Consider the following 22971-nt stretch of genomic DNA (forward strand, 5'->3'; position numbering starts at 1 on the left):
ATTGAGATGCTAAGAAAGGGAATTATTTTATTGCTGGGATGTCTTGCAAATACCGTACTTTTTGCCTCAACGGTCTTGGTGTTTGTCAGTTTTTCCATGCCCGATAGGCTTTTGGAGGAGACACTCAAAGAAAGCAGCCGTTTACGCATTCCTGCCTATTTAAACGGACTTTATCATGACTCAATGAGGGATACCGCTCTCAAAATCATGGAGTTGAGCAAGCAAGTCCCCAACTTGAATTTGGCCATTGACCCCACCTTATTTGAACGTTTTGGCATTCAGCAAGTACCTGCACTGGTAGTTGACGAGGGAAATGCGTTTGATGTGATTTATGGTCATTTGACCCTACAAGAAGGATTGTCGCGCATTGCAGGACATGGAGACACCCACTTTTCCAGCCGTGATGCTCGGAGGATAAGCGGTGAATAAATTCATCTTGATGTTATTTTCGAGCGCGTACTTTACCGCAACGTTTGCACAAACTCCAACTGATGCGCTAAATGCGCGCGAGCAAGCGATGCAAGCTTTGAATGGATTTAATCCTGCCAATATATTGAAGGGGTATACGCAAAACCCCAAAGAGACAGGCCTTCTCCCACAAGAAGGAACGGACACTTTGTCCTCTTCAGGCTTAAATGCCCTGTCCAACACTCCAGATGCTTTAGAGGTGTATCAACAGGCAGGAACCCGCACGAAGGGGCGCTACAATCCCAATAGCCCAGAGATGCGTTATGCAGAACAATTGCTTGAACATCCAGAAGATGTAGTAAATGGCGTCTGCTATAAAGAACCAGGTTTTTGTGAATCGAATCCAGAGACCAAAACTTGCGAAGAAACCGTGGGCTATAAAAATGTCTCTTGTGGGGATGTGCTAAAGATAACGCTAAAATCTTTCACACAAAACTTTACTCGCGAGGTTATGTTTCCTCATGGAAGTGCCAACTTTCATTTGAGCGAATGCGGCAAACACAACAAAGGATGCAGCAAAGCAAATCTTGCCGAGATAAAGCCTGCGTGTGAAGCATTAAATTTTGAAGTGAGGTATAGAAATAAAGTGCTGCAGCTCCTAAAAAATCCTACCTGCAAAGACCCCACAGTGACGGTATCTTTAGGAAAAATAATTAAGGCGTCCATACCGCTTAAGATGACGTTAACCCAACAGGTAAGTGAAGAGTCTTGGGTGACTCAAGCTTGCGAAAAAAAACCTTCGGATTCATGTATTTTAACGAGCAGCAATTCATGTTTAGAACCTAATGCCACAAAAATCATTGAGGGTATTGCCATTACCAGGCCGTGCTGGGGTCATGCGTTAAACTATCAATGCTCTTATTTAGAAAACAGTTATTGCATGCCGTGGCTAGAAGCCGGATGTTCGCAAGTGGGTTCGAAGTGTCTTAATGCATCCAATGGATTGTGTACCCGTTTCTTACAAACCTTTTCCTGTATGACGCAGGTGTGTTTTCCAGAAAAAACTATTTGTCCTGACAAAATATCCTGCAGCGATGGAGCGTGTGACCTATCTTTTGCGGAAGAAAGTGATGATGCGGCAGAAGGATTGTCACGCCTTGGTGTTCTTGCTGGTGCAGCCTCTGATGTCGCGGCCAAGCAGGTTCGCAGTGGGATGCCTGCTATTTTTACCGGAACCAATTCAACCTGTCGCAAAGTAAAAGCAGATGTACGCAATTGTTGCGGTGGCAGTTACCATATGACCCATTGCAGTGACGATGAAAAACGTCTGGCCAAAGCCAAGGAAGAAGGGCGTGCATTTAACGTAGGAACGTTCTGTGCCAAAAAAGAATTAGGAATTTGTCTTGAAGAAAAAGAGTCATGGTGTGTTTTTCCTACCAAACTGGCTGCCATCTTGCAAATTCAAGGACGTTTTTACCAGTTAGGCATTCACTTTGGTTGGGCAAAAGATGAAGACAATAAGGCCAATTGCCGTGGTATTACCCCAGAAGAGTTGGAACGTATTAACTTCTCAGCTCTTGATTTATCCCCGATTACTCAAGAGCTCATGAATCGTAAAGTACTGCCCAATGAGGGGCAAGTCTCTGCAGTCAATCAGTCCCATATCGAGCGCTTAAAACAGATGGGGCGTGCACATGATTAAATGGGGCGTTTTTCTTTTGATATTCCTTAATTCGCTTGGTGTGTTCGCCGAGAAACCGGTCGGTTTTCTTTGGTACAGCATCGAAAAGGAACAGAAAAAGACAAGGCAACCAATCACCCGAGGTACTGCCTTTAACCAGCTTAGTTTTACTGAACGCGATGCGGTGCTTCGTTTCTATACCATGGAAGCTTTGCATAAAGCGCGGTATACCAAAAAGGTGGAGGACATGCGGGTTTTTTTAAGCCTTCAGGATTACTGGCTTAAAGAATCCTCACGGTTTAAATCGTTGTTTCAACAAACGATGTTGGCACATCCTGAATATGATTACGCGGTGACTCATCCGACCTCCAATCTCGGTGCCAAAATCACCGATGAGGTGCGCGAATCCCAAACCGTAGAAATTATAAACCGGTTGTCCCAAACGCATGGTTTGTTGTTCTTCTATCGCGGAAAAAGCGCTTATGACGTGAAACAAATCCCTATTATTGTTGATTTTTGCAGGCGTTTCCATATTTCAATGTTGCCGATTAGTGTTGATGGCGTCACCTCTTCCGAACTTAAGAATTCCCGAATGGATAATGGGCAAGCCAACCGACTGGGTGTCCGTTATTTTCCCGCATTACTTTTGGTGAACCCAGAAAACCAACGTGTTTCACCTATAGCTTATGGCCTTACGACCCAGGATGTCTTGATGGAGCGCATCAAACAAGTAGCCACACAATTTAAAGGAGACGAATGATGAGCGCGCGTGTATTTTGGTGCTTGGTTTTAGCTTTTATTGTTTCATGTGCACAGGCTGAAGAATCGAAATGGCTTACCAACATGATTGCGGAGAAGGAAGGGGCAGCAAAACAACAACGTCAAGAGACACTCAATAAAAAGGGGAAGGGATTTTTTAGCACCCATGGATTGATTTTGTTCTATGGCAGTCAATGCCCGCATTGCAAGCAATTCGCACCAATATTAAAACGCTGGGTAACTCGTAACAAAGCAGAAGTGTTGCCTTTGTCGTTGGATAATCAACCGTTACCTGGCTTTCCCAAATTTTTACCGGCGACTACTGAATGGATTAATTCTGCCTTTGGCGGGAATGCGATTAATTACCCAGCACTTTTTGTGGTGAATCCTAATACCAAAGCTTTATATCCGGTGGGATTTGGTTCAATGACGGAAGCTGAACTCAATGACCGCATAAAAACACTCATCCCTAAAATTAAGATGTATGAAAACAAGGGGATAATGTAATGCAAAAAGGTATTCTTACCCTTTGTTTATTGAGTTTTTTCTCCACTGCTCAGGCGAATGTGAGTACCGATTTGGATAATTTTTTTAACGGGATGGGCTATGCCTCGAATGTCACTTCGCCTGCTGCCTTTGAAACCCAAGCCGCAGGATTTTTTGGTGGCGGTTCCCTCTATGCCCGTAACCAGGTACGGCAATACCAATTAGTGCAACTGGATTTACCCAGCTATCGCGCAGGATGCGGCGGCATCGATTTATTCACTGGGAGCATGAGCTTTTTAAGTGAACAAAAGCTTGTTGATTTAGGTAAATCGGTAATGACCAATGCGGGTGCTTATGCAGTGGATGTGATGTTGGCATCAACTGTGCCCGAACTGAAGCAAGTACGCGATTATCTCCAACAATTAGAGCAGATGGCCAATCAAGCCAGCATCAACTCCTGTCAGCTCTCGCAAAATATGGTCGGTGGCATCTGGCCAAAAACAGCCGAAAGCCAGCAAAAAATCTGTAAAGACCAAGCGGCCATGGGTAAAGAGGGACTTTTCAGTGATTACGTCAAAGCAAGGATGGCCTGCTCTGGAACTGGTTTTGATAATGTGATGAATAAAGCGTCCCTTGACCCTGAGCGTAAAAAGCAAGTGGTTTTAAATAAGAATCTCGTGTGGTCCTTGTTGCAAGCCAAATCGTTCTTAAATAGTGATAGGGAGCTTGCTGAGATGGTAATGAGTCTAACAGGCACATTGATTATTGATAAAGAGGGCAAGGTGACCAATGTGCCTTCATTGGCGGGTAACGCTGATTTAATTAATGCACTGATTGGCCTAGGAAATGGTGCTCGAACTGCCAAAATATGGCGTTGTAAAGATGCAGGCAGCAACAGCCAGTGCATGCAGGTGGGTTTACAGGATATCACCATCCCAGAAACTTCAACGCTTACTTATAAAGTACGTGAGATTATTCGCACCATCAATACAAAGCTCATTAATGATGAAAAACCCGGCAATCGGGAGCTTAATTTTTTAAGCATGACGTCTTTACCTGTGATGAAGTTTTTGTCGGTGTTAAACAGCATGCACACAGGCCGCAGTGCCGTAGACATTGAAGAATATTCGATGCTAATCGCCCAGGATTTGTTAACGAATTATCTCACTGAATTAGTGCGTGAGGTCAGCGTGGCCACAGCAGGTTCTGAGTTAAATAGCGATTTAGTCAAAGAAATTCAAAAGCGCATCAATGAGGCAACTTTGCTCCTGGCTTCCATTGATCCAAAGGTAGGCCGCAAACTACAAGAAAAACTCATGCTGATTGAACGCATGGCGCAAATTGAAAAACAGGTAGCCTCGCAAATGAACAGTACAGCGGGTTAAGGAGAGAGGCTCATGATAACGATGCATGTGTTGGCTGGTGGTGAATTATTCCAGCATGTTTTAAATGCGATAACAGCCTTTATGAAACAGGACAGTTTTTTCGGATTGTTACGCATTACCGCATTAATTGGCATAGTCATGGCAGCAGTTGGTTTTCTGAAAACTCGTGACCCAATGGCTTTTGCACGCTGGTTTTTAGGTTATGTGTTGTTTGTAAATGTGGTGTTATGGCCTAAAACCTCTGTACTGATTGACGACATTTCATCGCAAACGCCGAAACTCGTGGGTAATGTGCCGGTAGTGTTTGCACTAGGAGCAAGTCTTGTAACAATCATCGGTTATGGTTTAGCGCAATCCTACGATGCGTTACTAACCATGCCTGATGATTTGCACTACACCAAAACAGGTGCATTATTTGGGTCACGCCTGATTTCTGCTTCAACCTCTTTTCGCATTAAAGACCCAGTGCTTAAAGAGGAGATTAATGAGTACTTTCGAGCGTGTGTGGTAGGAGACATTCGGTTAAATCGGAAGTACAGTGTTGGGGATTTAGCTCATTCCACGGACATTTGGAATCTTATTACTGCGAAAGCTTCGCCGCTTCGCATGATTTCGGTGAATGGTAAATTAGTGGCTTGCCAGGAGGCCTCCAAACCTGATGGGCAATACAGTTTGCGCAAAAAGCTGGATGCTGAAATTAAAAAGGCATACAAATTTTTTGGCGTGAATTTATTTGGTAAGCCTAAGAATACCACCTATGAAGCGTTATTTAGCACTCATCTTAAATCAGCCTTTGATTATTACCAGGGCTTAACTGATTCTTCCAGTAATATTTTTTTACAAAGCATGATGATTAATGCGATGAGCGATGGTGTGGCGCATTATCAAGCGTTTACGGATGCAACCGCAGGCATTGTGAACCAACAATTTACCAAATCCCAGGTACAACACCGTTGGAGCTGGGAAGTGTTAGGGCAAAAAGCGTTGTGGATTTTGCCGATTACCCATACCTGCTTAACGCTTTTATTGTTTGGCGTGTTTCCACTAATTATTGCTTTAACCACGTTACCGGGCGGAATACGAATTCTTTATGGCTATATGCAGTTTTTCATGTCGCTGCAATTTTGGCCGGTGCTTTTTGCAATTCTTAATGCAGGTATGACCATTTATGGTGCTTCATCATCGGCTGAATATGGCCAGTTTACCATGGTTAATCTTGATAAGATTGATGAATTGCACGCCGACATTTCGGGTACCTGCGGTTATTTGATGATGCTCATTCCTTTTCTGTCCCATGGTTTGGTCTCTCAATTAGGTGGCGCATTCAGTAATCTCGCAACCAGCATGATGAGCCATATGCAAGGCTCCAGTATGTCAGTGGCAGGGGAGGCTGCTAGCGGCTCTTTTGGGCTTGGTCAAACCAGTTTTTATAACACAACGGCCAATAATTTCTCGGCGAACAAACATGATTCCAATTGGACACACATGCATGGTATGCAGACCGAACAATTGAGAAGTGGGGTATTAAAAACATTGACAGGAAGTGGCGACGCTGTTTTTGATGTCAGTCCTGGTATGACTAAAAGTCATATTCATATTGCCGATGCCAAGGCATTAACAGGCTCATTGAACCAGGCGTATGAGCAATCAACTCAAACAGCTGCCAATGAAAGTAAAGCGTATCAATCCGCCCTAAGTAATTTTGCTCATCGCGCACTAGCACTGGCTCAATTATCAGGACACGATATGCGCCTTGGCGATGGAATCAGTTCTTCCGATTCAGCTCACTATTCCAGTGCGCTCTCTCAAATGTCACGGATTGCGCAAGATGTTGCTAATCGTCACGGCATCAGCAAAGAAGATGCCTTTGCGGCGATGACCAGTGGCGGGCATGGGATTTCAGGAGGGGTTGATCTTCAAAAAAGTATTGCTGGAAAAATCTTTGGCATTAAAGGCGGGTGGGATGCTCATCTTAAATACGAACGCGCATCAACTAATGCGTATCGTGCGCATGAGGGTTATGACAAGGTCATTTCTGCTCAAGAAGCCGAGGATTTTAATAAAGCAAGCCAATATGTGGCCCAATTTGCTAAAACACATCATTTTGATGACAGTCATTCCGAGGCAGCATCGCTATCGAACCAAATGGGAGTTGATATCAGAGAGGCTGAAAATAGAAGCCATAGCTACGATGTATCACAAACTCGCGCTATGCGTATTGCAGAGGCCAAGCACTATGTGGAATCAAAATCGGAGCAAATTACAGCCGATCTCAATCAAGCGTTTCCATCTTTTGTTGCATCGAAGGTGGGTGGTTCTCATCGCGATGAATTATTTGCACGCCCTGGAGATATGAGTTCAATACAAGAGTTAGAAGAATTGGCCGGTGCCTTTGTTACTACCAAGCGCGAACAATTAATCGCTGAATTCAGGCCGAAAGAATCGTCTTCTTCAATGGATGCCTTTTATCAGAATGAAAGCCAATCCTTAAACCAGAAGAGCAATAACATTGGAACGAATTATCAAAAAAATCATGATGCGTTAACCGATAGCGCCAAAACATTGAGTGTTGGTATTGCTGATAATAGGAAAAATAACTTAGTGAATCAGGTGGATGAAAAAGTAAATGATATTCAGAGCACGCATCAAAATACTGTAGAGCTAAGTCCACCCGATCATATTTTAAAAACTAAAGCTGATCGAATGAACAAATACAAAGAAAAAGAATCTGATGGGAAGTATGATGCTAAAGCTGGAGTTATCCCAGGACATGCCGTGGATAAAGGGAAAGAGACTCTAAAAGAGCTATTTGAAGGAGATAAATGACATGACAATCGATTTAAAAAAAGCACTGGCAATGGATTTAGAGACGCTAAGACATCTGGATCTAGGTATTATTTCCGCAGGAGCGTATTACAAACGCTTGTTTGCAAGCTGGTTCTTCTTATTTGTTTTGCTCCTGGCGATTCAATCTGCAGCCTGTTTTTTTGCCGTTCGAATCAATGCCTGGGACTATGCGCCCCATGCTGAGCGGTGGGAAAAATCCAATATGGACGATGCTAATAGGGAAGAGTCTACGCTACACAGTCCATCCAGTCTTTATGATTTGGGAGAGCAGTTTCCTGATGCCAGTCAGGAAGAGCTTAAAATGATCCAAAAAGAAAAGGAGCGCAAATGGCAAGAAGGTTTTCTTAGGCGCAAGAAAGAACGTGAACTCAAATATGAAGAGGCACGCCTTGATGAGCATGCTTTGCTAAGAGCAAAAATGGTGTTTGGCGTGTCTTTTTCCTCATTGCTGATGTCGCTGTTTGGTCTGGGTTTCATTAAAAATTACATCATTTTCAAACTCCAAATTAGCCCAAAGCTTCAAACAGGCACCTACCTTGTTCAAAAAACGCAATGGGCTCTCGCAGGATTCTTTTTTATTTTTGGAATGTTCGCGTTTCTTTTTATTCCGCTCTTTGAACAGGATGTCGTATTTTTTTCCGCCATACCCTGTTTGATCCTAGCAGCCATTGCAATCAGCATTGCTGTTAATATGGAGGCCAGCCGAATCGGGGTGAGTATCCTATCAAAAGCTATTTCCGATTACTTCCATAAAGAAAAAAACGAGATTTCCAATGCGTAAACAACCTAATTTCAAGCATTACACACGTGGCGGGATAATTAGTTTTCACAACGTTCGTATGTGGGATCAAATTACGCTTACATTAATGTTTCTCTGTCTTTTTCTTTGGGTAATACTTACCGGAATTATCACCTGGTTAGTTATCTCCGCGGAGAATCTACAACAAGCAATAGCTTATTACTATGCTCTTTTTTTGAGTTTAGTAGGACAAAAACACACATTTGCTCTTTCGTTTCATGGTAAAGAGTATCACCAATCAGTAGAAGCCATTCTTCACTATCCTTATTATGCAGAGAATGCTAAGCACGTGATCAATTCATTGGGTAGAGCAACACTGAGTGCATTTGCTGTAGCGTTTCTTTCAGGGTTAGGGATTGCCATTTACTTCATTAAACGTGGGAAAGAGCAGAGCGAAAGTCAATTTGTTCGAGGCAGCCAACTCAAAAGTTCCAATGAGGTGAAGAAACAAATTCTTCATGATAAAGCGCATTCTGATATTACGATTGATACATTTCCCCTTATCAAAGACAGTGAAGTCCAGCATGTGCTGGTACATGGAACTGTAGGCACCGGAAAAAGCCAGCTCATTATGAAAATAATGGATTGTCTTCGTAAAAGAGGCGATCGGGTGATCGTCTACGATAAAGGGTGTTCGTTTATTCCTCATTATTACCAAGAAGATTCAGATGTTATTTTAAATCCCTTCGATAAGCGTTGTGCCAATTGGGATATGTGGTTAGAGGCACCTCGTGATTCGGATTTTGAAAATATGGCCGAAAGCTCTATTCCCATGCATGGAGAATCTGATCCCTTTTGGGTTAACGCGTCGCGAACCGTTTTTTCATGCCTAGGTTCAGTGATGCGACATCATTCTGAGCGCTCACTTGATAAACTATTGAAATTGATTTTAACCGATGAATTTTCTGCTTTGGAAGAGTATTTACAAGGGACTCCCGCAGCAACCCTTGTCAGTAGTAAAATTGAGAAAACGGCTATTTCTATTCGTGCAACGCTTACCACCTATTTGAAATCATTTTCGGCATTAGCGGAACTGAATCAGGAAGGGAAACCCCCTTTCTCTATTCGAGACTACATTCTTGATGAGCAACAAAAAGGGTGGCTTTTTATTTCATCCAATGGTGAAACGCATAAGTCACTCAAACCTTTAATTTCTATGTGGTTAGCCCAAGCTTCTTTGGCTCTTTTGAGCCTAGCGCCTGATAGAAACAGACGTATTTGGTTTATCTGTGATGAGTTGCCAAGCCTTCATAAATTGCCTCTGCTTGATGAAACGATTGCCGAGGTACGCAAGTTTGGCGGTTGCTTTCTTCTTGGCATGCAAAGCTTTTCACAGCTTACCAAAGTCTATGGTCAGGCAGGAGGCAGAGAAATTTTTGATTTGTTAAACACTCGCTTTTTCTTTCGTAGTCCGAGTAGCGATATGGCGCGTCTTGTGGCCTCGGAACTTGGTGAAGAAGAAATCGAGGAGTCACGGGAAAATTATTCCTATGGCGCCAACAGTATTCGAGATGGGATTTCGTTAGGCGCACAACGAGTTACACGCCCCATAGTTTCCTATCCGCAAATTATGGAGCTTAAAGATTTGCACTGCTTTGTCCGTTTGCCAGGAAACTATCCCATTACCCAGTTAACACTTGATTTGGGTTTTAGGAGAACAAAAGTCAATGGTTTTGTTGAACGCTGCATGCCAAAAACGTTTAATTTCTCTCAATTAACATCAGTTGATAATGATTGGGAGTCGGGTGCCGACAGTCATATGGGGAGCGAACCACTAACGAAGAACAAAATAAATGCGAAGCCACAATGCATCAAGGAGCTTAATCTTGAGCCTTTGTAAATTGTTACATCTCTGCAAGTTTCTGCTGACACACACAATTGATTCATTTCCAGTTTCGCTTGGATATGCAGAAAAATCAGAAGCCTATATTGTTGTAAAATAATCCAAGATCATCGATTTATGCAACAACGCCCATAAATTCGCCTAAAATAACTCCGTTCCTGGTAAAAATATTTTTGTGACAGACCTTATTGCGAGTCCATTATCTCAGTATAGAGCTCATGAGATAGAATGGTATTTTTCGGATAGCCTCTTACTGCAACGTATCCATTACGTACACCGTAACGGCGGGTCAGATTGGGATCCCGAGCATGCCTACTATTTGATCAACCGGATAATTATTAATACACTTTAGATTATAATGGTTATTTAAAAGATTATTCATGTTTGCCTATATTGAGAACTTCTTTTCATCGGACTCAGAAATTAATTTTACAAAGGACAAATTAGATAAAACTGCTACAAGTAAGCTAATTGACTATTTTAGTCGCCAAAATACATTGCCGCTGTTTCTACCTGCAGGCAAATATTCTGGCATAGTCTTACAGCAATCTTTGGTGTTAATTCCTGGAGATAGACAAAATCCCCAAACCTGTTCTTACCTTGTTGTAGGCGAGGTGATCAATAAAACAGGAACAACCGGTTTGATTCATAAAGTTGAAGGTACTTTAAATATTAATTTTTCTAATAAAACAATTACTTATAATGCCGATCCTCCTAATAGCCCAAGAGTCGCAAAGATTTCCAAAAATGAGAACCAAAACGTATTTGACGAGCAATATACTATTGGGAAAAATTTCCCGCACTTGAATATAATTGAACCGATTTTCGATCCTAAACAACACAAAGCAATTTTGGTAATGAATTTCATTTCGGGCATGGACTTTGATCAATCACTTGATAACTTATGGGAAATAGATGACTTAACAAGTAGATTAGATTTTATTAATGAATTTTTCATTGCTTATAAAGCTCAACTTTATGATATAGGAAGGACTCATGGAGATTTACTCTCCACAGGAAATTTCTTGTATGATTTTGAGAAAAATAAAACTAATTTTATTGACTTTGAACATAGTCAAATAAGAGATGAAAATAGTTATTTATCTGATTTTAGTTCATTTAGAGTTATAATTAATCAAGTGCTCCAGCAACTCTCAGACAAAGAACTCACCCAAGAACATAGGGAAAAGATTTTGCAATTATGCAATAACCTAAGAGCAGTGGTTCCTAAAAATAAGGAAGTAAACGAAGCGATCGCGAAACTCGAACATGAATTACCTAATCTTACGCGAACTAAAGAGGTTATTGGGCTGATAACTTCATCAATATATCAAGCCCTTGTTAATTCAGAGAGTGAATATCTTAGCCAGTCCGCGCAACCGAGGTTTTGAGAGAGGAAGCGTCTCCAAAAGGCTTGAATGTGATGAATCATCCTGATTCAGCTTTTGGATGGGAATATCTTTTCTTGTTCGGCTTTAGTTAATTTGTTCCATGAGCGCATTAAAGCTTCTCCTGCGGCCAACTTCACTTTAATCTCTTTAGATGGCGCTGTTAAATAATGGAGAGTAAAACCGCTTACAACACCTCCTAATAATGCCGCAGATAGGAATAAGGCCGTACTCCATCGTCTTGAACTTTTTAGTTGTGCTCGGTGCTCCGTTAATTCTTTACTCAACTGACATAACGAATTAATGCTGTGATTAATGGGCTCATAAGCAAGATGCGTCACTTCTTGGGCTATTGTTTGGGCGCTCTCACGGATATTTTGTTTTAACTCAGTCTTAATACGCTCAATCACACTTTGTTTGCATGTTTTTTCAAAAGATTCGAATTGAATCAGATGCTGTTCAAATTGCTTGACAGAATGTGCCATTTGGCCGGACGCCAGTGTAATGACTTCACGTTCTTCATTCATTTGCCCATAAAGCCCTTTTAACAAAAGAGTTACCGATTTAAGGGTTTGCACTGCTTCAAAAAATTCCTTATCAGCACCTTTTGGATGCTCATTCGTTACCTTATTGATTAATGTTACTTCGTCCTCTTCTCTATCCAACATGGCTCACCCTTATATGTCTAATTCTTTATCAATGATTCTTATCCGGTGCACTTCCTGCTCATTCCTTTTTATAAAGTGCTCAGCTTGCTTTGCAAACTCAGGATAATCCTTTTTAAATGCATTCATTAACTGAGAATCACCCGGTAATTGCCCCATTAAACGGACTAATTTATCTTGTTGCTCTGAAGTGAGTCGATTTTGTGCCAAAGCCTTACTGTAAGGCTCAAAAGAACGTGCTAATGATTTGGCTTGACGTTCAGCAATAGATAATAAACTATCGGCAATGTGCAGGACTTGGCTTGGGTTTTCTTTCAAACACTGCTGCTCAAACGCATCAAGCTTTTGTTGCTCTTTTTGCAAGTCTCTGCCCATCACCTGATTCAGCAAGGATTCAATAGAGCGTTCTGATGTTCTGACGCGCTCAGATGAAAGGGAAAGGGCAGGGGACTTATCCAGAATAAGCCCGCGCTGTCGTGCAAATTCCCCCTGCATGTGGGTGTAATCTAAGGTGATGTCTTTCGCACGATTTCTACTCAGGGCGTGAATGAGTGCTTTATCATGGGCAAAAACTTCGCGACTGACAAAGACATCACAGCTTTTGCGATGGCGCGTCATGGCCACGTAGGTGGAGTGAGCATCGTAATGCGCTGTAGGCAAGACATACGCTCGGTCAACGGTCACTCCTTGCGCTTTATACACAGTAGCCGCATAGCCATGCTCCATGTGTTTGTAGTAATTGGTGTTTACCTGAACGATTTGCGGCTTTGAATTTAAATCATCTGCGTCAAGAGCGACGGTGATGAGACCCGATTTGGCATCAATGCCTTGAATGGTACCTAAGGTGCCATTAATCACTGAAAGACTGTCTTCTCGTTTTAAGAAGTACACGCGGTCATTCACTGCAAAGGAGCGCTCCCCGCGCTCCATATTGAAAACAACATCCTCACCAAGTTGTCCGTCTTTTCGTTTCATTGCACGCGCCATTTCATTGAGTTCTTTCACATCCTTGCGGGTGTAGGCAAGAATGATTTGAGAATCTGAGGGGCTTGCAATGCGCACATCGTTCCATTGCTCAATCAGGGCGTGTTTTGCATCATCTGTAGTTCCGAAGCGATGAACATGGTCATGAGCATCATAAGCGAGAAGGGCTTTACCCACTGCGCCTTGGGCTAAATCCAAGGAAGCATCCATTTGCCAAGGGGTTGTTTGTCTTCGGATTTGATTGAGTTCAACGTACTGGTAATTTTCTGCAATCGCTCGAAACGATGCGCCTGCTTCAATAGCTTGCAGTTGCTGCCAGTCGCCCACCAATACCAGTTTTGCACCTGCCTGTGCTACTTCACGCGTCAAACGCTCCATGGTACGCGAGCCAAGCATTCCCGCTTCATCCACCACTAAAATATCGCGTGACGTGAAATGAAACATGCCCTTATCCAGGCGATAGAAGAGGCTAGCAATGGTACGTGATTCAATACCTGAGCTGTCCCTTAAATTAAGTGCTGCAATCCCCGATAAAGCCGCTCCATGCACCCGGTATCCTGATTGCTCCCAAATTTCCCGCGCAGCACCCAAGAGATAACTTTTTCCTGTTCCGGCATAGCCTAAAAGGGATTTTAAATCACCTGGCTGGGTTAAATAACGAAGCGCTGATTCTTGTTCTTCTGAAAGTGTTCGACTCGATTGTGCAAACAAAACCGTCTTCTCGCACACCTCATGACCTAAACGATGATAAAGCACATCGGATTGGTGCATCATTGAGGATTCTATGTGCAACATATTCTGCGTTGAAAATCGTTGTTTTCCTTCTTTATCCAGCCCTAGATATACTATCTCAGAAGATGATTTAACCCGTTCGAACACCAAATTAAATTGTGCTGCATTTTCCGTATGGCGGTTAATGAAGCGAGCCAAATCTTGATGGGTAAATGTCGATTGGCCTCGAGTAATTGCATCCAAGGCGATTTCAGGCTGCTCAAAAATTAATTGCCCATTTTCACGGGCAATGCGTTGGTGGTCTGCAAGCCGCGCCATGCGCTCTTGGGCGTCCTTGGGTCCAATTTTATATTGGGGCTCTAAGGCAATGCCTTGTTCTTTATAGCTGCGATGATCTACCTTTTGGTCAATACCCTGCAAAGCCAAATGACGATTTTCACAATTCGCCCATTCTTCACGCCAATGTTCTAATAAGGCATTATCGTTCCAACTTCTTTCTTTAAGACCAAATCCTTCTTCATGAGCTTGCCTTAAACTTAAAAGAACATGCGCATGCGGTTGATAGAGCCCATCATCACCTTTGGGATTATGCAGACATACATCGGCAACCATGCCACGTGCTACAAATTCATTGGTTACAAACTCACGCACCAATTCGATGTTTTGATCCATGCTTAATTCACGGGGAAGGGCGAGCTGTACTTCACGGGCAAGTTGTGCATCTTTACGTTTTTCGGAACGCTCCACTGCATTCCATAAATCGGAACGGTTGCTCATCCATTCTGGCGCGTTGGGAGGTAAGAAAATCTCTTTATGAACCACTTCGCTTTTATCGGTGAAATCATGAATTACGCCGGTGCGTTCATCAATAAGTTCTTCACCAGAACGATAGGCTGATGCCGCAACAATACTGCGGCCTTGAGAGCGTGAAATGATTTGCGCGCTGAAACGATAGATGGCCATGTCCCTATACCATTTTGGTGATTTTAATTCTTGTTTTGTTCCTTGATAATTTTCAGCATACCAAAGCACACGTTGCAACGCAACGTATAAGCGCGCACTTCTGTCGCCAGTGCGGCATTCGGGTCGCTTCGCTCCAAGGTTAATTTTTATTATTTATTATCCTCTTGATATTTATAGGAAACATCGTAAAATCTTAGTACTAGGACGACTATTGACCGATAATAAAATGAGCGAAAAACAATCGCGGCTGGATGCCTTAAAGAAAAGGAAAGAACAGCTCAATGCACAAATCCAAAAACTGGAATCACTTGAAAAAGCCAGGGAGCGAAAACGTGATACGCGGCGCAAAATTCTTATTGGTTCCTATTTCATTGATAAAGCGAATCAAGCAGGAACATTGTTTGATTTATACCAACAAATGAATCACTACATTAAACGAAATGCAGACAGGGAACTATTTCATTTAGAGCTAGTTCATGAAGAAAAAAGTGTTCCCGAAACTGAATCAATGGAATAACTAAGTAATAAAGGGGAATGAAGAAAGAGATTAGACTGATGTTCAAACCGTTTATATGCATTTACAGCAATCTTGAATGCAGGTGTTAAAAAGTCATTTTTCGCTTTAATTCATGAGAAAAGATGGCTCGCGAATTAAGTAGATATTAGTTGATAAATAGCGGTCAAAAGTTCTCCCATTTTATTATCCTCTGAAATTGTATAATACTTAATTTCAAAATTAAGCCAGCTCATCACCTCCTTTATGTAGAATATCACCGTGGATTTGAGTACAATCTCTGTTTGCCATTTTAATTCTCTTTGAATGTTAAATCAAAGGGTTAGTTTCACCAACTTGCGCAAAATTCTCCTGCCATTTAAGGGAGGAAGATGAATCATTTTATATTCGGCTGTATTGTTGGATGTGACTTAGGTGTCTTAGGAACGGAAAATGAATAAAGATAACAGAAAAAGGGATATTTCAGTGGTGGGTATTGTTGGCTTGTTGATGAGCAGCCCCCTGTATGCAGCGACACCTGTATGGACGTATTCGGCGCCGAATCCAACCAGTGTGATGGTGTCTGACGGAGGATTTGCCACGGTCAGATACACTGTAACGAATCAGTCCCGAAGAGCAAAAAACTTGATATTAAAACCCACTCGAGGACTAAGCGCTTCATCCTGTCATTTGGCAGGGAAGGGAGGGACGTGCAGCTTAACGTTGACCATCAATGGCAGTTTGATTCCACAAAAAGGTATTCATTCAGGGCCAGTGTTGTGTGAGCAGGGCAACCCGAATCAATGTTATCAGCCGAGTTCTGACAATGTATTGCAAGTGAGTAAAAATACGGTAAATACCACGAGCTTGCAGATTAGCGTGAGCGAGCTGGCTTTAAGTGTTACGGGACTACCGGAATATGGTATTCTCACTGGAACACCAGTTGATTCAGGTCGAGCAAGAAGCATCACCATTACGAATACAGGGGCGATTGCGGCCACGAATGTGATGTACACGCCATCTCCAGACTTACCCATTGGCACAACAATTAGCCCTTCCAGTTGCGGTACGATTGCACCTTCGGGAGCGTGCGTGCTGACGATTCAACCTGGAAGTACACCCAGTGCTGCGGCAGGCGAGACTAATCCTGTTCCTGTTAGATTAACCATATCGGGAACCAATACCAATAAGGTGAGTTCAGCACTTCATATTTTAACTTATGGGTCCGTATACCAGGGTGGTTATGTGTTTGCTTTCGATGATACAAAGGGATGTAATTCGCCTACGAATTGTACTGGCAGTGTAGGTGGTAAGGTGCTAGCTATCGAAGACCAGGCAACTGCTGCTATCTGGAGTTCTAATGGAGCAAGCGCGACTACATCTGATGCGAGTCAAGATAGCATTCCAGGTGTTGCCCTGACCTCAACCCCTTCAGTAGGGGCCCCTGCTTTTAGCGCCTTGGCGGGCATGTTTGATTATAATAACGGTGGTACTACCTACACAAATGTTCTTAGCTTAACCGCTGCAGATTTTGAGCGATGCAATGGTAAATCGGATGGGGCCTGTAACACAAGAAATATCCTAAAGTTTTATGATACCTATGTGACGAACTACGATCGGTTCACCTCACCTCCTTTTACGGCCGCAATAGCATCGACGAACCGAAGCTATTATGCTGCAGGTTTATGCACCCAAGTGATTGCAGGACATGATGACTGGTATTTGCCGGCGATTTGTGAGATGGGCTATGATGATGGTTCTGGTGTTCCTTCTGGTTGTGGAGTGCCTCCTGCTTTACCTATATTACAAAACATCCAATCCAACTTGGTGGATGCAAGTATTTCTGGTGCCCCCTCTGGCATCTACTTGAGTTCTACCGAGGACAACAGTGACGAGATCGATGCAAGGACTCAAGTATGGGGCCAGGGCTTCACTGCCAATGACAGCTCCCAGACTAATGTCCCAAAGGCGGCCATCCCGAGGAGGGTTCGGTGTGTGAGAGGCTTTTAACCTATTAGGCTTAGCGCTCCGGAACTTGTGCTCTGACGCAAAAATATAAAGTATATTAGATTTGGAAGTGTCATTACTTCTGAAAATGAATTTTTGTTCGATCACATAGGTTGTGTGCAAATAATATATTATTTGCACAACCTTACTAGCCAAACGGCTTGCCTTCAATATGTTCAATAAAATCTTTTTGTGCAAAGTCCTCTTCAGCAATAATCTCATCTTTCTCATTTAAAAGATTAAGATTTTCCTGTAATGCCAATTTGTCATAGAGCTTGATTAGTTTACCTATTAATTTAGGAAGATTATCCTCGAAGTTTACTTTCTTTTTCACATTTTTATCATGCTGCCATCGCGTTATTACATCAGGTTCATCGAGTGTAGCATATGCTTTTTTATGAGTTTTCTCGAAGTCAGCTTCCGCCTTTTCCAAGTCGATTATATTTTTATTGAAGTCCTTAATTAATTTGCTTAACTGAGGTAAAAATTCAGCATTTTTTCCCTCATTCAATTTTATTTTAAGGTTAATTAATTCGACAAAAATATTAAACAGCCATTGATAATGTAACACATCAAAATTAGCCATTTTATAACAAAGACAAGGGTTTAAATCGTGTTGCAAGAGTTTAATGGCTTGAGCTGTCGAGCAAGGGCTTTTGAATAAAGGCAATTTTTTTCGCTCAGTGCTTTTAAAAAAAGGAATAAGTGAGTATTCAGTAGTTTCTGTTACTGGTGGTTTAGCACTTAATTCTTCACTTACACCAGAAATGGATTCTTTACAAAGAAAGAGATTGAGTTTATATTGACCTTCTGCATGTTTCAGATAAAAATCTAGTTTTTCTTCCTCTGTAGTAGCTTTCCCAGTATTTATAACCTCGATTTTTAGCCGGTCACTTTGAGACTGATAATGCTCTATGACCGTTTGGGGTTCTGTATGATCAAATACTATAAACTTGGTTGTATGTGCTTTCTTAAACTCATCCTCATTAAGCAAAATAACGATATTTGAAATGCCAACTTTATCAAGTTGATATAAGTGACCAAAAGGAATATTAGTATATTCTACATTCGGCAAAATTATTGAAATTTTCATCTCGTATTCTCAAAACAAGCTATAATGAATTTATTTAAGTATAGTCTAGGCAACTCATGAAACATAAAATGCTTATGGTTTATAAATAGCCTTATCCTTTGGGACATAAGGAATAATACCTTGGTGGTAAGCTTGTTCTTGTATTTCATAAGGAGCCTCCCGCACATCAACGATGAACCCATTAACACTAACCATCCAAACAAAAGGGTTATCCTCTATTCTACTAGGTAATGTCCACTTGGGATCCATCTGTCTGATTTTAAACAGATCGCGGATGGATTTACTTTTTGCACTGATAGTGCTTTGAGACAGACCAAACCAAGACGATAAATCCTGTGATGAGAGGTGAGGATTTTGGGATTTATCAAATAAAAAATTAACCATACCAAGAGCATGAATGATTCCTGCGGTCCATGTGTTACTTCGACCAGATACTAGAGGAGATGGTTTTTTACGAGCTAATTTAGCAGTTAATTCATGGGCTAGATCATAATATTCACGATTAAAATGTTCGTTACACAACTTTTCAATAATCGCAATGATTGCTAAAAAATCATTTTCCGAAGCCTTGGGAATTTTTGATATTTTTTTATCAGGCATCTTGGTTCCTACTTTAAATTTGTGGTTGATATTAGCACCAGATTTCGATAGATTACAATAAAAAAATTAACAGAATATAGCTCCTTGAGTTCCGACTCTGGCTATTCTAGGAACTGGTGAAATGAGTCTAATTGATTTAACAATGAATGAATTTGGTTTAACCCAAGAAGAAATTGGTTTTATCAGGACAAGACATACAAGTAAGCAATTAACATTCGCTTTACTTTTTAAGTACTACCAAAAAAGCCATCAATTCATCAACGACTTAACGAAATTACCAGCTTATATAATCAATCAAGTTGCAAACCAACTTAACATCCCACCTGTTATTTGCGAAGTATCATCAAGAACTTACGACAATTATATATCGTTGATTAGAACATATTTTAAAACTTCGTTCTCTAAAAAAACACATTATAAAGAACTTGAAACATGGATAAAGGATGAGCTGCTACCAGCTCATTATTTATCTTACGAGGAAATTAAAAATCAGGCGATACAGTATTTAAATGAAAAAGGCATTGAAACGTTTAAAGGAAAAACGATGGCACGAGTTATTCTTGATGCCACAAATGCATTTGAGAATGATTTATTTGAAAAACTAAAGAACACTTTGTCTACAGAGGATGAGGCACAATTAAATGGTTTATTATTGCCTTACAAAGAAGGATTATCTTATTTAGAATGGGTAAATAAAGAAATTAATAATCCTTCCCTAGATTCAATATTAGATTTAATGGAACAGCTGTCTATTTTAAACCGATTTAACTTTGATTCAGCCGCCATTCAACTAATACCAAGAAAAAGAACCGTTCATTATTCAGAAGCATTTACACGTTTTAATCCGAATGATTTAAAACAAATGAGTGATAACAAGCGGTGTGTTCATTTACTGATACATTGTCACACCCGAAAAGAAGACGTTATAGATAAAACAATTGATATGTTTAACCGCATTATCCGTAACGTGATTCATAAATCGGAAAAACGCATAGTTAGAAAGCTTATCAATGATATAAAAAAAGTCTATGGCAAAGACACCATTCTATTTAATATAGCTGAAGTGTGCTTGGAACAGCCGGATGCAACAATTCGAGATAAAATTTTTCCTATTGTTGGTCAGGATAAGTTAAAAAATATCATTGATGAATATAAGAAAAAAGGACCGAAATACCAGAGTCTACTGCATCAACAGATTAGAAGCTCTTATGCCACCTATTACCGGCGCATGGTTCAGCCTTTATTAGAAAATATTGTTTTTCGCTCTAATAATTCAGAGCATCAACCAATACTCGATGCATTGGCACTCATTAAAAAATATTTTGACAGCAACAAAACTTATTTTCCAGACAATGAAGAGATACCTCTAGATTGTTTACCAAATAAATGGAAAAGACGTATTATTGATCCAACTAGTGGAAAAATTAAACGAATTTGTTATGAGGTCTATGTACTAAAAAAACTTGCAGACAGGATTAGATGCCGTGAAATATGGATTGAATCGTCATTTAAACACCGAAACCCAGATGAAGATTTGCCAAATAATTTTGAAGAAGACAAAGAAGTGTATTTTGAAGAACTTTCTTTGCCCTTTGATGGTGATGTATTTATTGAACAATTAAAACAGCGCCATACAAGTGCCTTAGCTGCTTTAAATGATAATATTTCCAAAAATACGAAAGTTCGAATTAGCCCCCAAAATGGCGGTCGTATTATCGTAACTCCTCTTACATCCCAGGCAGAATCAAACAATATTAGAATTATAAAAAAACATTTACAGGAAAAATGGGAAGGAACCAATCTTATTGATATGATTAAAGAGGTCGATTTAGAAAACCAGTTTACTCATGATTTTATTTCCTATGGCCAAAAAATTTACTTAAAACCCAATGAGATTTCAGAAAGGATCTTATTGTCTATTTATGGAATGGGAACTAATGTTGGGTTAAAACATATGTGTGCGGGAAATGCTCATGTAAATGAGTACCAGCTTCGACACATCAAAAACTACTTTTTATCCACTGATAATTTAAAAAACGCACTAAGCAAAGTGGCAAATGCCTTATTCAAAATCAGATTAAAAGAAATATGGGGCGATATGCCTATAGCTGTTGCCAGTGATTCAACGCAATTTTCAACTTATTTTCAAAATTTGATTTCAGAATACCATAATCGTTACGGGGGAAGAGGCGTGATGATTTACTGGCATGTTGAAAAAAATGCCTGTTGCATCCACTCTCAATTAAAAAGCGTATCAAGCTCTGAAGTATCTGCCATGATTGAAGGTGTACTAAGACACTGTACAGAAATGTCGGTTCAAAAGAATTATGTTGATACTCATGGCCAAAGTGAGGTTGGCTTTGCTTTTTCACATCTTCTTGGATTTTCTTTAATGCCACGACTGGCAAATTTGAACAAACAAAAACTGGCACAATGTGAACTTGGAGATTATCAAAAGTATAAAAATCTACAACCGATACTTACAGACACTATTAATTGGCAATTAATTAAAGAGCAATATAGCCAAATTGTAAAATATACTGCTGCAATGAAGGCCGGTCATGCTGATCCTGAATCTATTCTTAGGCGTTTTAATCAAAACAATCTGAAACATCCAACGTATTTAGCATTATCACAATTAGGTAAGGTATTAAAAACCATATTCATCTGTAATTACTTGATGCATGAATCTATCAGACAGGAAATTCAAGAAGGATTAAATGTGGTTGAACTTTGGAATGGCGTATCCAAGTTCATTTTTTATGGTCGTTCAGGTGAGATATCTTCTAATCATGAGAAGGCACAAACCTTATCTGTATTGTCTTTACATCTTTTACAACTCTCGATGGTATATATCAATACCTTAATGATTCAGCAAATCATAGAAGAGCAGGGACTAAAAAATAAATTAACAAAGGAAGAGAAAAGAGCGTTAACCCCCCTTATTTATGAGCACGTAAACCCATATGGCTTATTCCCGTTAGATTTATCAACACGCTTGCCCCATCTTCATTATGGAGTAGCAGCATAATGGAACGAATATCAGCTAAAAAAATGGCACAAAAGGTTTCAAATTTGCTAAAGGCACAGAACCCAAATTATGATTATCTTCGAGATGTATTCAGGTTTGTAAGAGAAAATCTTAATATCGAAGTCACCACAACACCCAAACGGTTACCCTATGTACCCACTGAAGATGAAATCAGACTTTTTTACAAAGCAGTTTGGGAATCTCACGATATTGTTCCTATGCTCATTGTTAAAGTTTTGCTTTATACAGGTATACGGGTTAGCGAGTTAATCAATATCCAGTTAGCTGATGTTGATTTAACTAATTGCCGAATAAAAATCAATCAGGGTAAAGGAAAAAAAGATAGAGTTGTGCCTTTTTCGCCAGCATTTAAAGAAACTTTGGCGCTTCATATGAAACAATATAAAAATGAAAACAGACTATTTTTATTTGAGTCAGGATTTCGCCGCCACTATACTGATCGTGGAATTAGAAAAATTCTTATGAGGTATACTAAGTTAGCTGGCATTGAGCGATCTATCTCGCCTCATAAATTAAGACATTTTTTATTTACCTGGCTTAAGAAGAAAAATATCGATGATGCTTTTATTCAACCCTACTCGGGTCATGCTAAAAGAGACTCACTGGAAATCTATTCCAAATTAAGCCTGGCCGATGCACAAGATAAGTATAATGATGTTATCGGGGATTTTCCGATCTGATGTTTTAAGTTTTTGCGTCAGGGGCGCAATGTGATGGACTCATCCTCTTTTAATCGGCCATAGCTTAGGCCAAGATAACTGATTTAACGATTTAAGAGAGAATCCA

17 protein-coding genes are annotated in these 22971 nt (G+C 40.6%); 13 read left to right on the plus strand and 4 right to left on the minus strand.

From position 1 onward, the window contains the following. Positions 1-6: 6 nt before the first annotated feature. The 9 genes from trbC (at position 7) to DY223_RS18565 (ending at position 11599) form a co-directional block, all read left to right on the plus strand. Positions 7-429 (plus strand): type-F conjugative transfer system pilin assembly protein TrbC, encoded by a 423-nt coding sequence (trbC, locus tag DY223_RS18525; protein ID WP_058460601.1) that lies wholly within the window; start codon positions 7-9, stop codon positions 427-429. Further along, the gene (gene traN, locus DY223_RS18530) at positions 422-2110 is read left to right on the plus strand and encodes a conjugal transfer protein TraN (protein ID WP_058460602.1); all 1689 of its coding nucleotides are present in this window, start codon (positions 422-424) and stop codon (positions 2108-2110) included. The genes trbC and traN overlap by 8 nt, the downstream gene beginning before the upstream one ends. Then, on the plus strand, positions 2103-2849 hold the full coding sequence (gene traF / locus DY223_RS18535; protein ID WP_058460603.1) for a type-F conjugative transfer system pilin assembly protein TraF: 747 nt from the start codon (positions 2103-2105) through the stop codon (positions 2847-2849). Before traN ends, traF begins: the two co-directional genes overlap by 8 nt. Continuing rightward, on the plus strand, positions 2846-3355 hold the full coding sequence (gene trbB / locus DY223_RS18540) for a type-F conjugative transfer system pilin assembly thiol-disulfide isomerase TrbB (RefSeq protein ID WP_235810573.1): 510 nt from the start codon (positions 2846-2848) through the stop codon (positions 3353-3355). The genes traF and trbB overlap by 4 nt, the downstream gene beginning before the upstream one ends. Further along, complete coding sequence (locus tag DY223_RS18545) at positions 3355-4719, plus strand: conjugal transfer protein TraH (RefSeq protein WP_058460605.1); 1365 nt, start codon at positions 3355-3357, stop codon at positions 4717-4719. Before trbB ends, DY223_RS18545 begins: the two co-directional genes overlap by 1 nt. A gap of 12 nt (positions 4720-4731) precedes the next feature. Then, on the plus strand, positions 4732-7545 hold the full coding sequence (gene traG / locus DY223_RS18550) for a conjugal transfer mating-pair stabilization protein TraG (RefSeq protein WP_058460606.1): 2814 nt from the start codon (positions 4732-4734) through the stop codon (positions 7543-7545). A 1-nt stretch (position 7546) separates the two neighbouring features. Next, entirely contained in the window at positions 7547-8347 is an 801-nt protein-coding gene (locus DY223_RS18555; RefSeq protein WP_058460607.1) for a hypothetical protein, read from the plus strand. Then, on the plus strand, positions 8340-10205 hold the full coding sequence (traD, locus tag DY223_RS18560; RefSeq protein WP_058460608.1) for a type IV conjugative transfer system coupling protein TraD: 1866 nt from the start codon (positions 8340-8342) through the stop codon (positions 10203-10205). Before DY223_RS18555 ends, traD begins: the two co-directional genes overlap by 8 nt. Positions 10206-10588: 383 nt before the next feature. Further along, complete coding sequence (locus tag DY223_RS18565; RefSeq protein WP_058460609.1) at positions 10589-11599, plus strand: hypothetical protein; 1011 nt, start codon at positions 10589-10591, stop codon at positions 11597-11599. 47 nt (positions 11600-11646) lie between these two features. Here DY223_RS18565 and DY223_RS18570 read toward each other — a convergent pair whose 3' ends face one another. Both DY223_RS18570 and traA read right to left on the minus strand, forming a co-directional pair. Further along, complete coding sequence (locus tag DY223_RS18570; protein ID WP_058460610.1) at positions 11647-12264, minus strand: hypothetical protein; 618 nt, start codon at positions 12262-12264, stop codon at positions 11647-11649. Positions 12265-12273: 9 nt separating this feature from the next. Beyond that, positions 12274-15009, minus strand: coding sequence for a Ti-type conjugative transfer relaxase TraA (gene traA, locus DY223_RS18575; protein ID WP_259293225.1), 2736 nt, complete (start codon positions 15007-15009; stop codon positions 12274-12276). A 157-nt stretch (positions 15010-15166) separates the two neighbouring features. Between traA and DY223_RS18580 the strand changes: the two genes are divergently transcribed. Continuing rightward, positions 15167-15457, plus strand: a complete 291-nt coding sequence (locus DY223_RS18580; protein WP_058460776.1) for a hypothetical protein — start codon at positions 15167-15169, stop codon at positions 15455-15457. 429 nt (positions 15458-15886) lie between these two features. Continuing rightward, the gene (locus DY223_RS18585; protein ID WP_058460664.1) at positions 15887-17443 is read left to right on the plus strand and encodes a hypothetical protein; all 1557 of its coding nucleotides are present in this window, start codon (positions 15887-15889) and stop codon (positions 17441-17443) included. Positions 17444-17588: 145 nt separating this feature from the next. Here DY223_RS18585 and DY223_RS18590 read toward each other — a convergent pair whose 3' ends face one another. Then, entirely contained in the window at positions 17589-18533 is a 945-nt protein-coding gene (locus DY223_RS18590) for a hypothetical protein (RefSeq protein WP_058460663.1), read from the minus strand. 72 nt (positions 18534-18605) lie between these two features. Beyond that, entirely contained in the window at positions 18606-19133 is a 528-nt protein-coding gene (locus tag DY223_RS18595; protein WP_058460662.1) for a DUF6398 domain-containing protein, read from the minus strand. A gap of 121 nt (positions 19134-19254) precedes the next feature. On the opposite strand from DY223_RS18595, the gene DY223_RS18600 reads away from it, so the two are divergent. Beyond that, a complete protein-coding gene (locus DY223_RS18600; RefSeq protein ID WP_058460661.1) occupies positions 19255-22164 on the plus strand; it encodes a Tn3 family transposase in 2910 nt (969 codons plus the stop codon). After that, on the plus strand, positions 22164-22865 hold the full coding sequence (locus DY223_RS18605) for a tyrosine-type recombinase/integrase (RefSeq protein ID WP_058460660.1): 702 nt from the start codon (positions 22164-22166) through the stop codon (positions 22863-22865). Before DY223_RS18600 ends, DY223_RS18605 begins: the two co-directional genes overlap by 1 nt. Positions 22866-22971: the final 106 nt, after the last annotated feature.

This window comes from Legionella bozemanae (assembly GCF_900450575.1).
Taxonomy (GTDB): Bacteria; Pseudomonadota; Gammaproteobacteria; order Legionellales; family Legionellaceae; genus Legionella; species Legionella bozemanae.

Coding starts and splice junctions, on each gene's coding strand:
- trbC (WP_058460601.1), top strand. CDS start 7: ATGCTAAGAAAGGGAATTATTTTATTGCTGGGATGTCTTGCAAATACC.
- traF (WP_058460603.1), top strand. CDS start 2,103: ATGATTAAATGGGGCGTTTTTCTTTTGATATTCCTTAATTCGCTTGGT.
- trbB (WP_235810573.1), top strand. CDS start 2,846: ATGATGAGCGCGCGTGTATTTTGGTGCTTGGTTTTAGCTTTTATTGTT.
- DY223_RS18545 (WP_058460605.1), top strand. CDS start 3,355: ATGCAAAAAGGTATTCTTACCCTTTGTTTATTGAGTTTTTTCTCCACT.
- traG (WP_058460606.1), top strand. CDS start 4,732: ATGATAACGATGCATGTGTTGGCTGGTGGTGAATTATTCCAGCATGTT.
- DY223_RS18555 (WP_058460607.1), top strand. CDS start 7,547: ATGACAATCGATTTAAAAAAAGCACTGGCAATGGATTTAGAGACGCTA.
- traD (WP_058460608.1), top strand. CDS start 8,340: ATGCGTAAACAACCTAATTTCAAGCATTACACACGTGGCGGGATAATT.
- DY223_RS18565 (WP_058460609.1), top strand. CDS start 10,589: ATGTTTGCCTATATTGAGAACTTCTTTTCATCGGACTCAGAAATTAAT.
- DY223_RS18570 (WP_058460610.1), bottom strand. CDS start 12,264: ATGTTGGATAGAGAAGAGGACGAAGTAACATTAATCAATAAGGTAACG.
- DY223_RS18580 (WP_058460776.1), top strand. CDS start 15,167: ATGAGCGAAAAACAATCGCGGCTGGATGCCTTAAAGAAAAGGAAAGAA.
- DY223_RS18585 (WP_058460664.1), top strand. CDS start 15,887: ATGAATAAAGATAACAGAAAAAGGGATATTTCAGTGGTGGGTATTGTT.
- DY223_RS18590 (WP_058460663.1), bottom strand. CDS start 18,533: ATGAAAATTTCAATAATTTTGCCGAATGTAGAATATACTAATATTCCT.
- DY223_RS18595 (WP_058460662.1), bottom strand. CDS start 19,133: ATGCCTGATAAAAAAATATCAAAAATTCCCAAGGCTTCGGAAAATGAT.
- DY223_RS18600 (WP_058460661.1), top strand. CDS start 19,255: ATGAGTCTAATTGATTTAACAATGAATGAATTTGGTTTAACCCAAGAA.
- DY223_RS18605 (WP_058460660.1), top strand. CDS start 22,164: ATGGAACGAATATCAGCTAAAAAAATGGCACAAAAGGTTTCAAATTTG.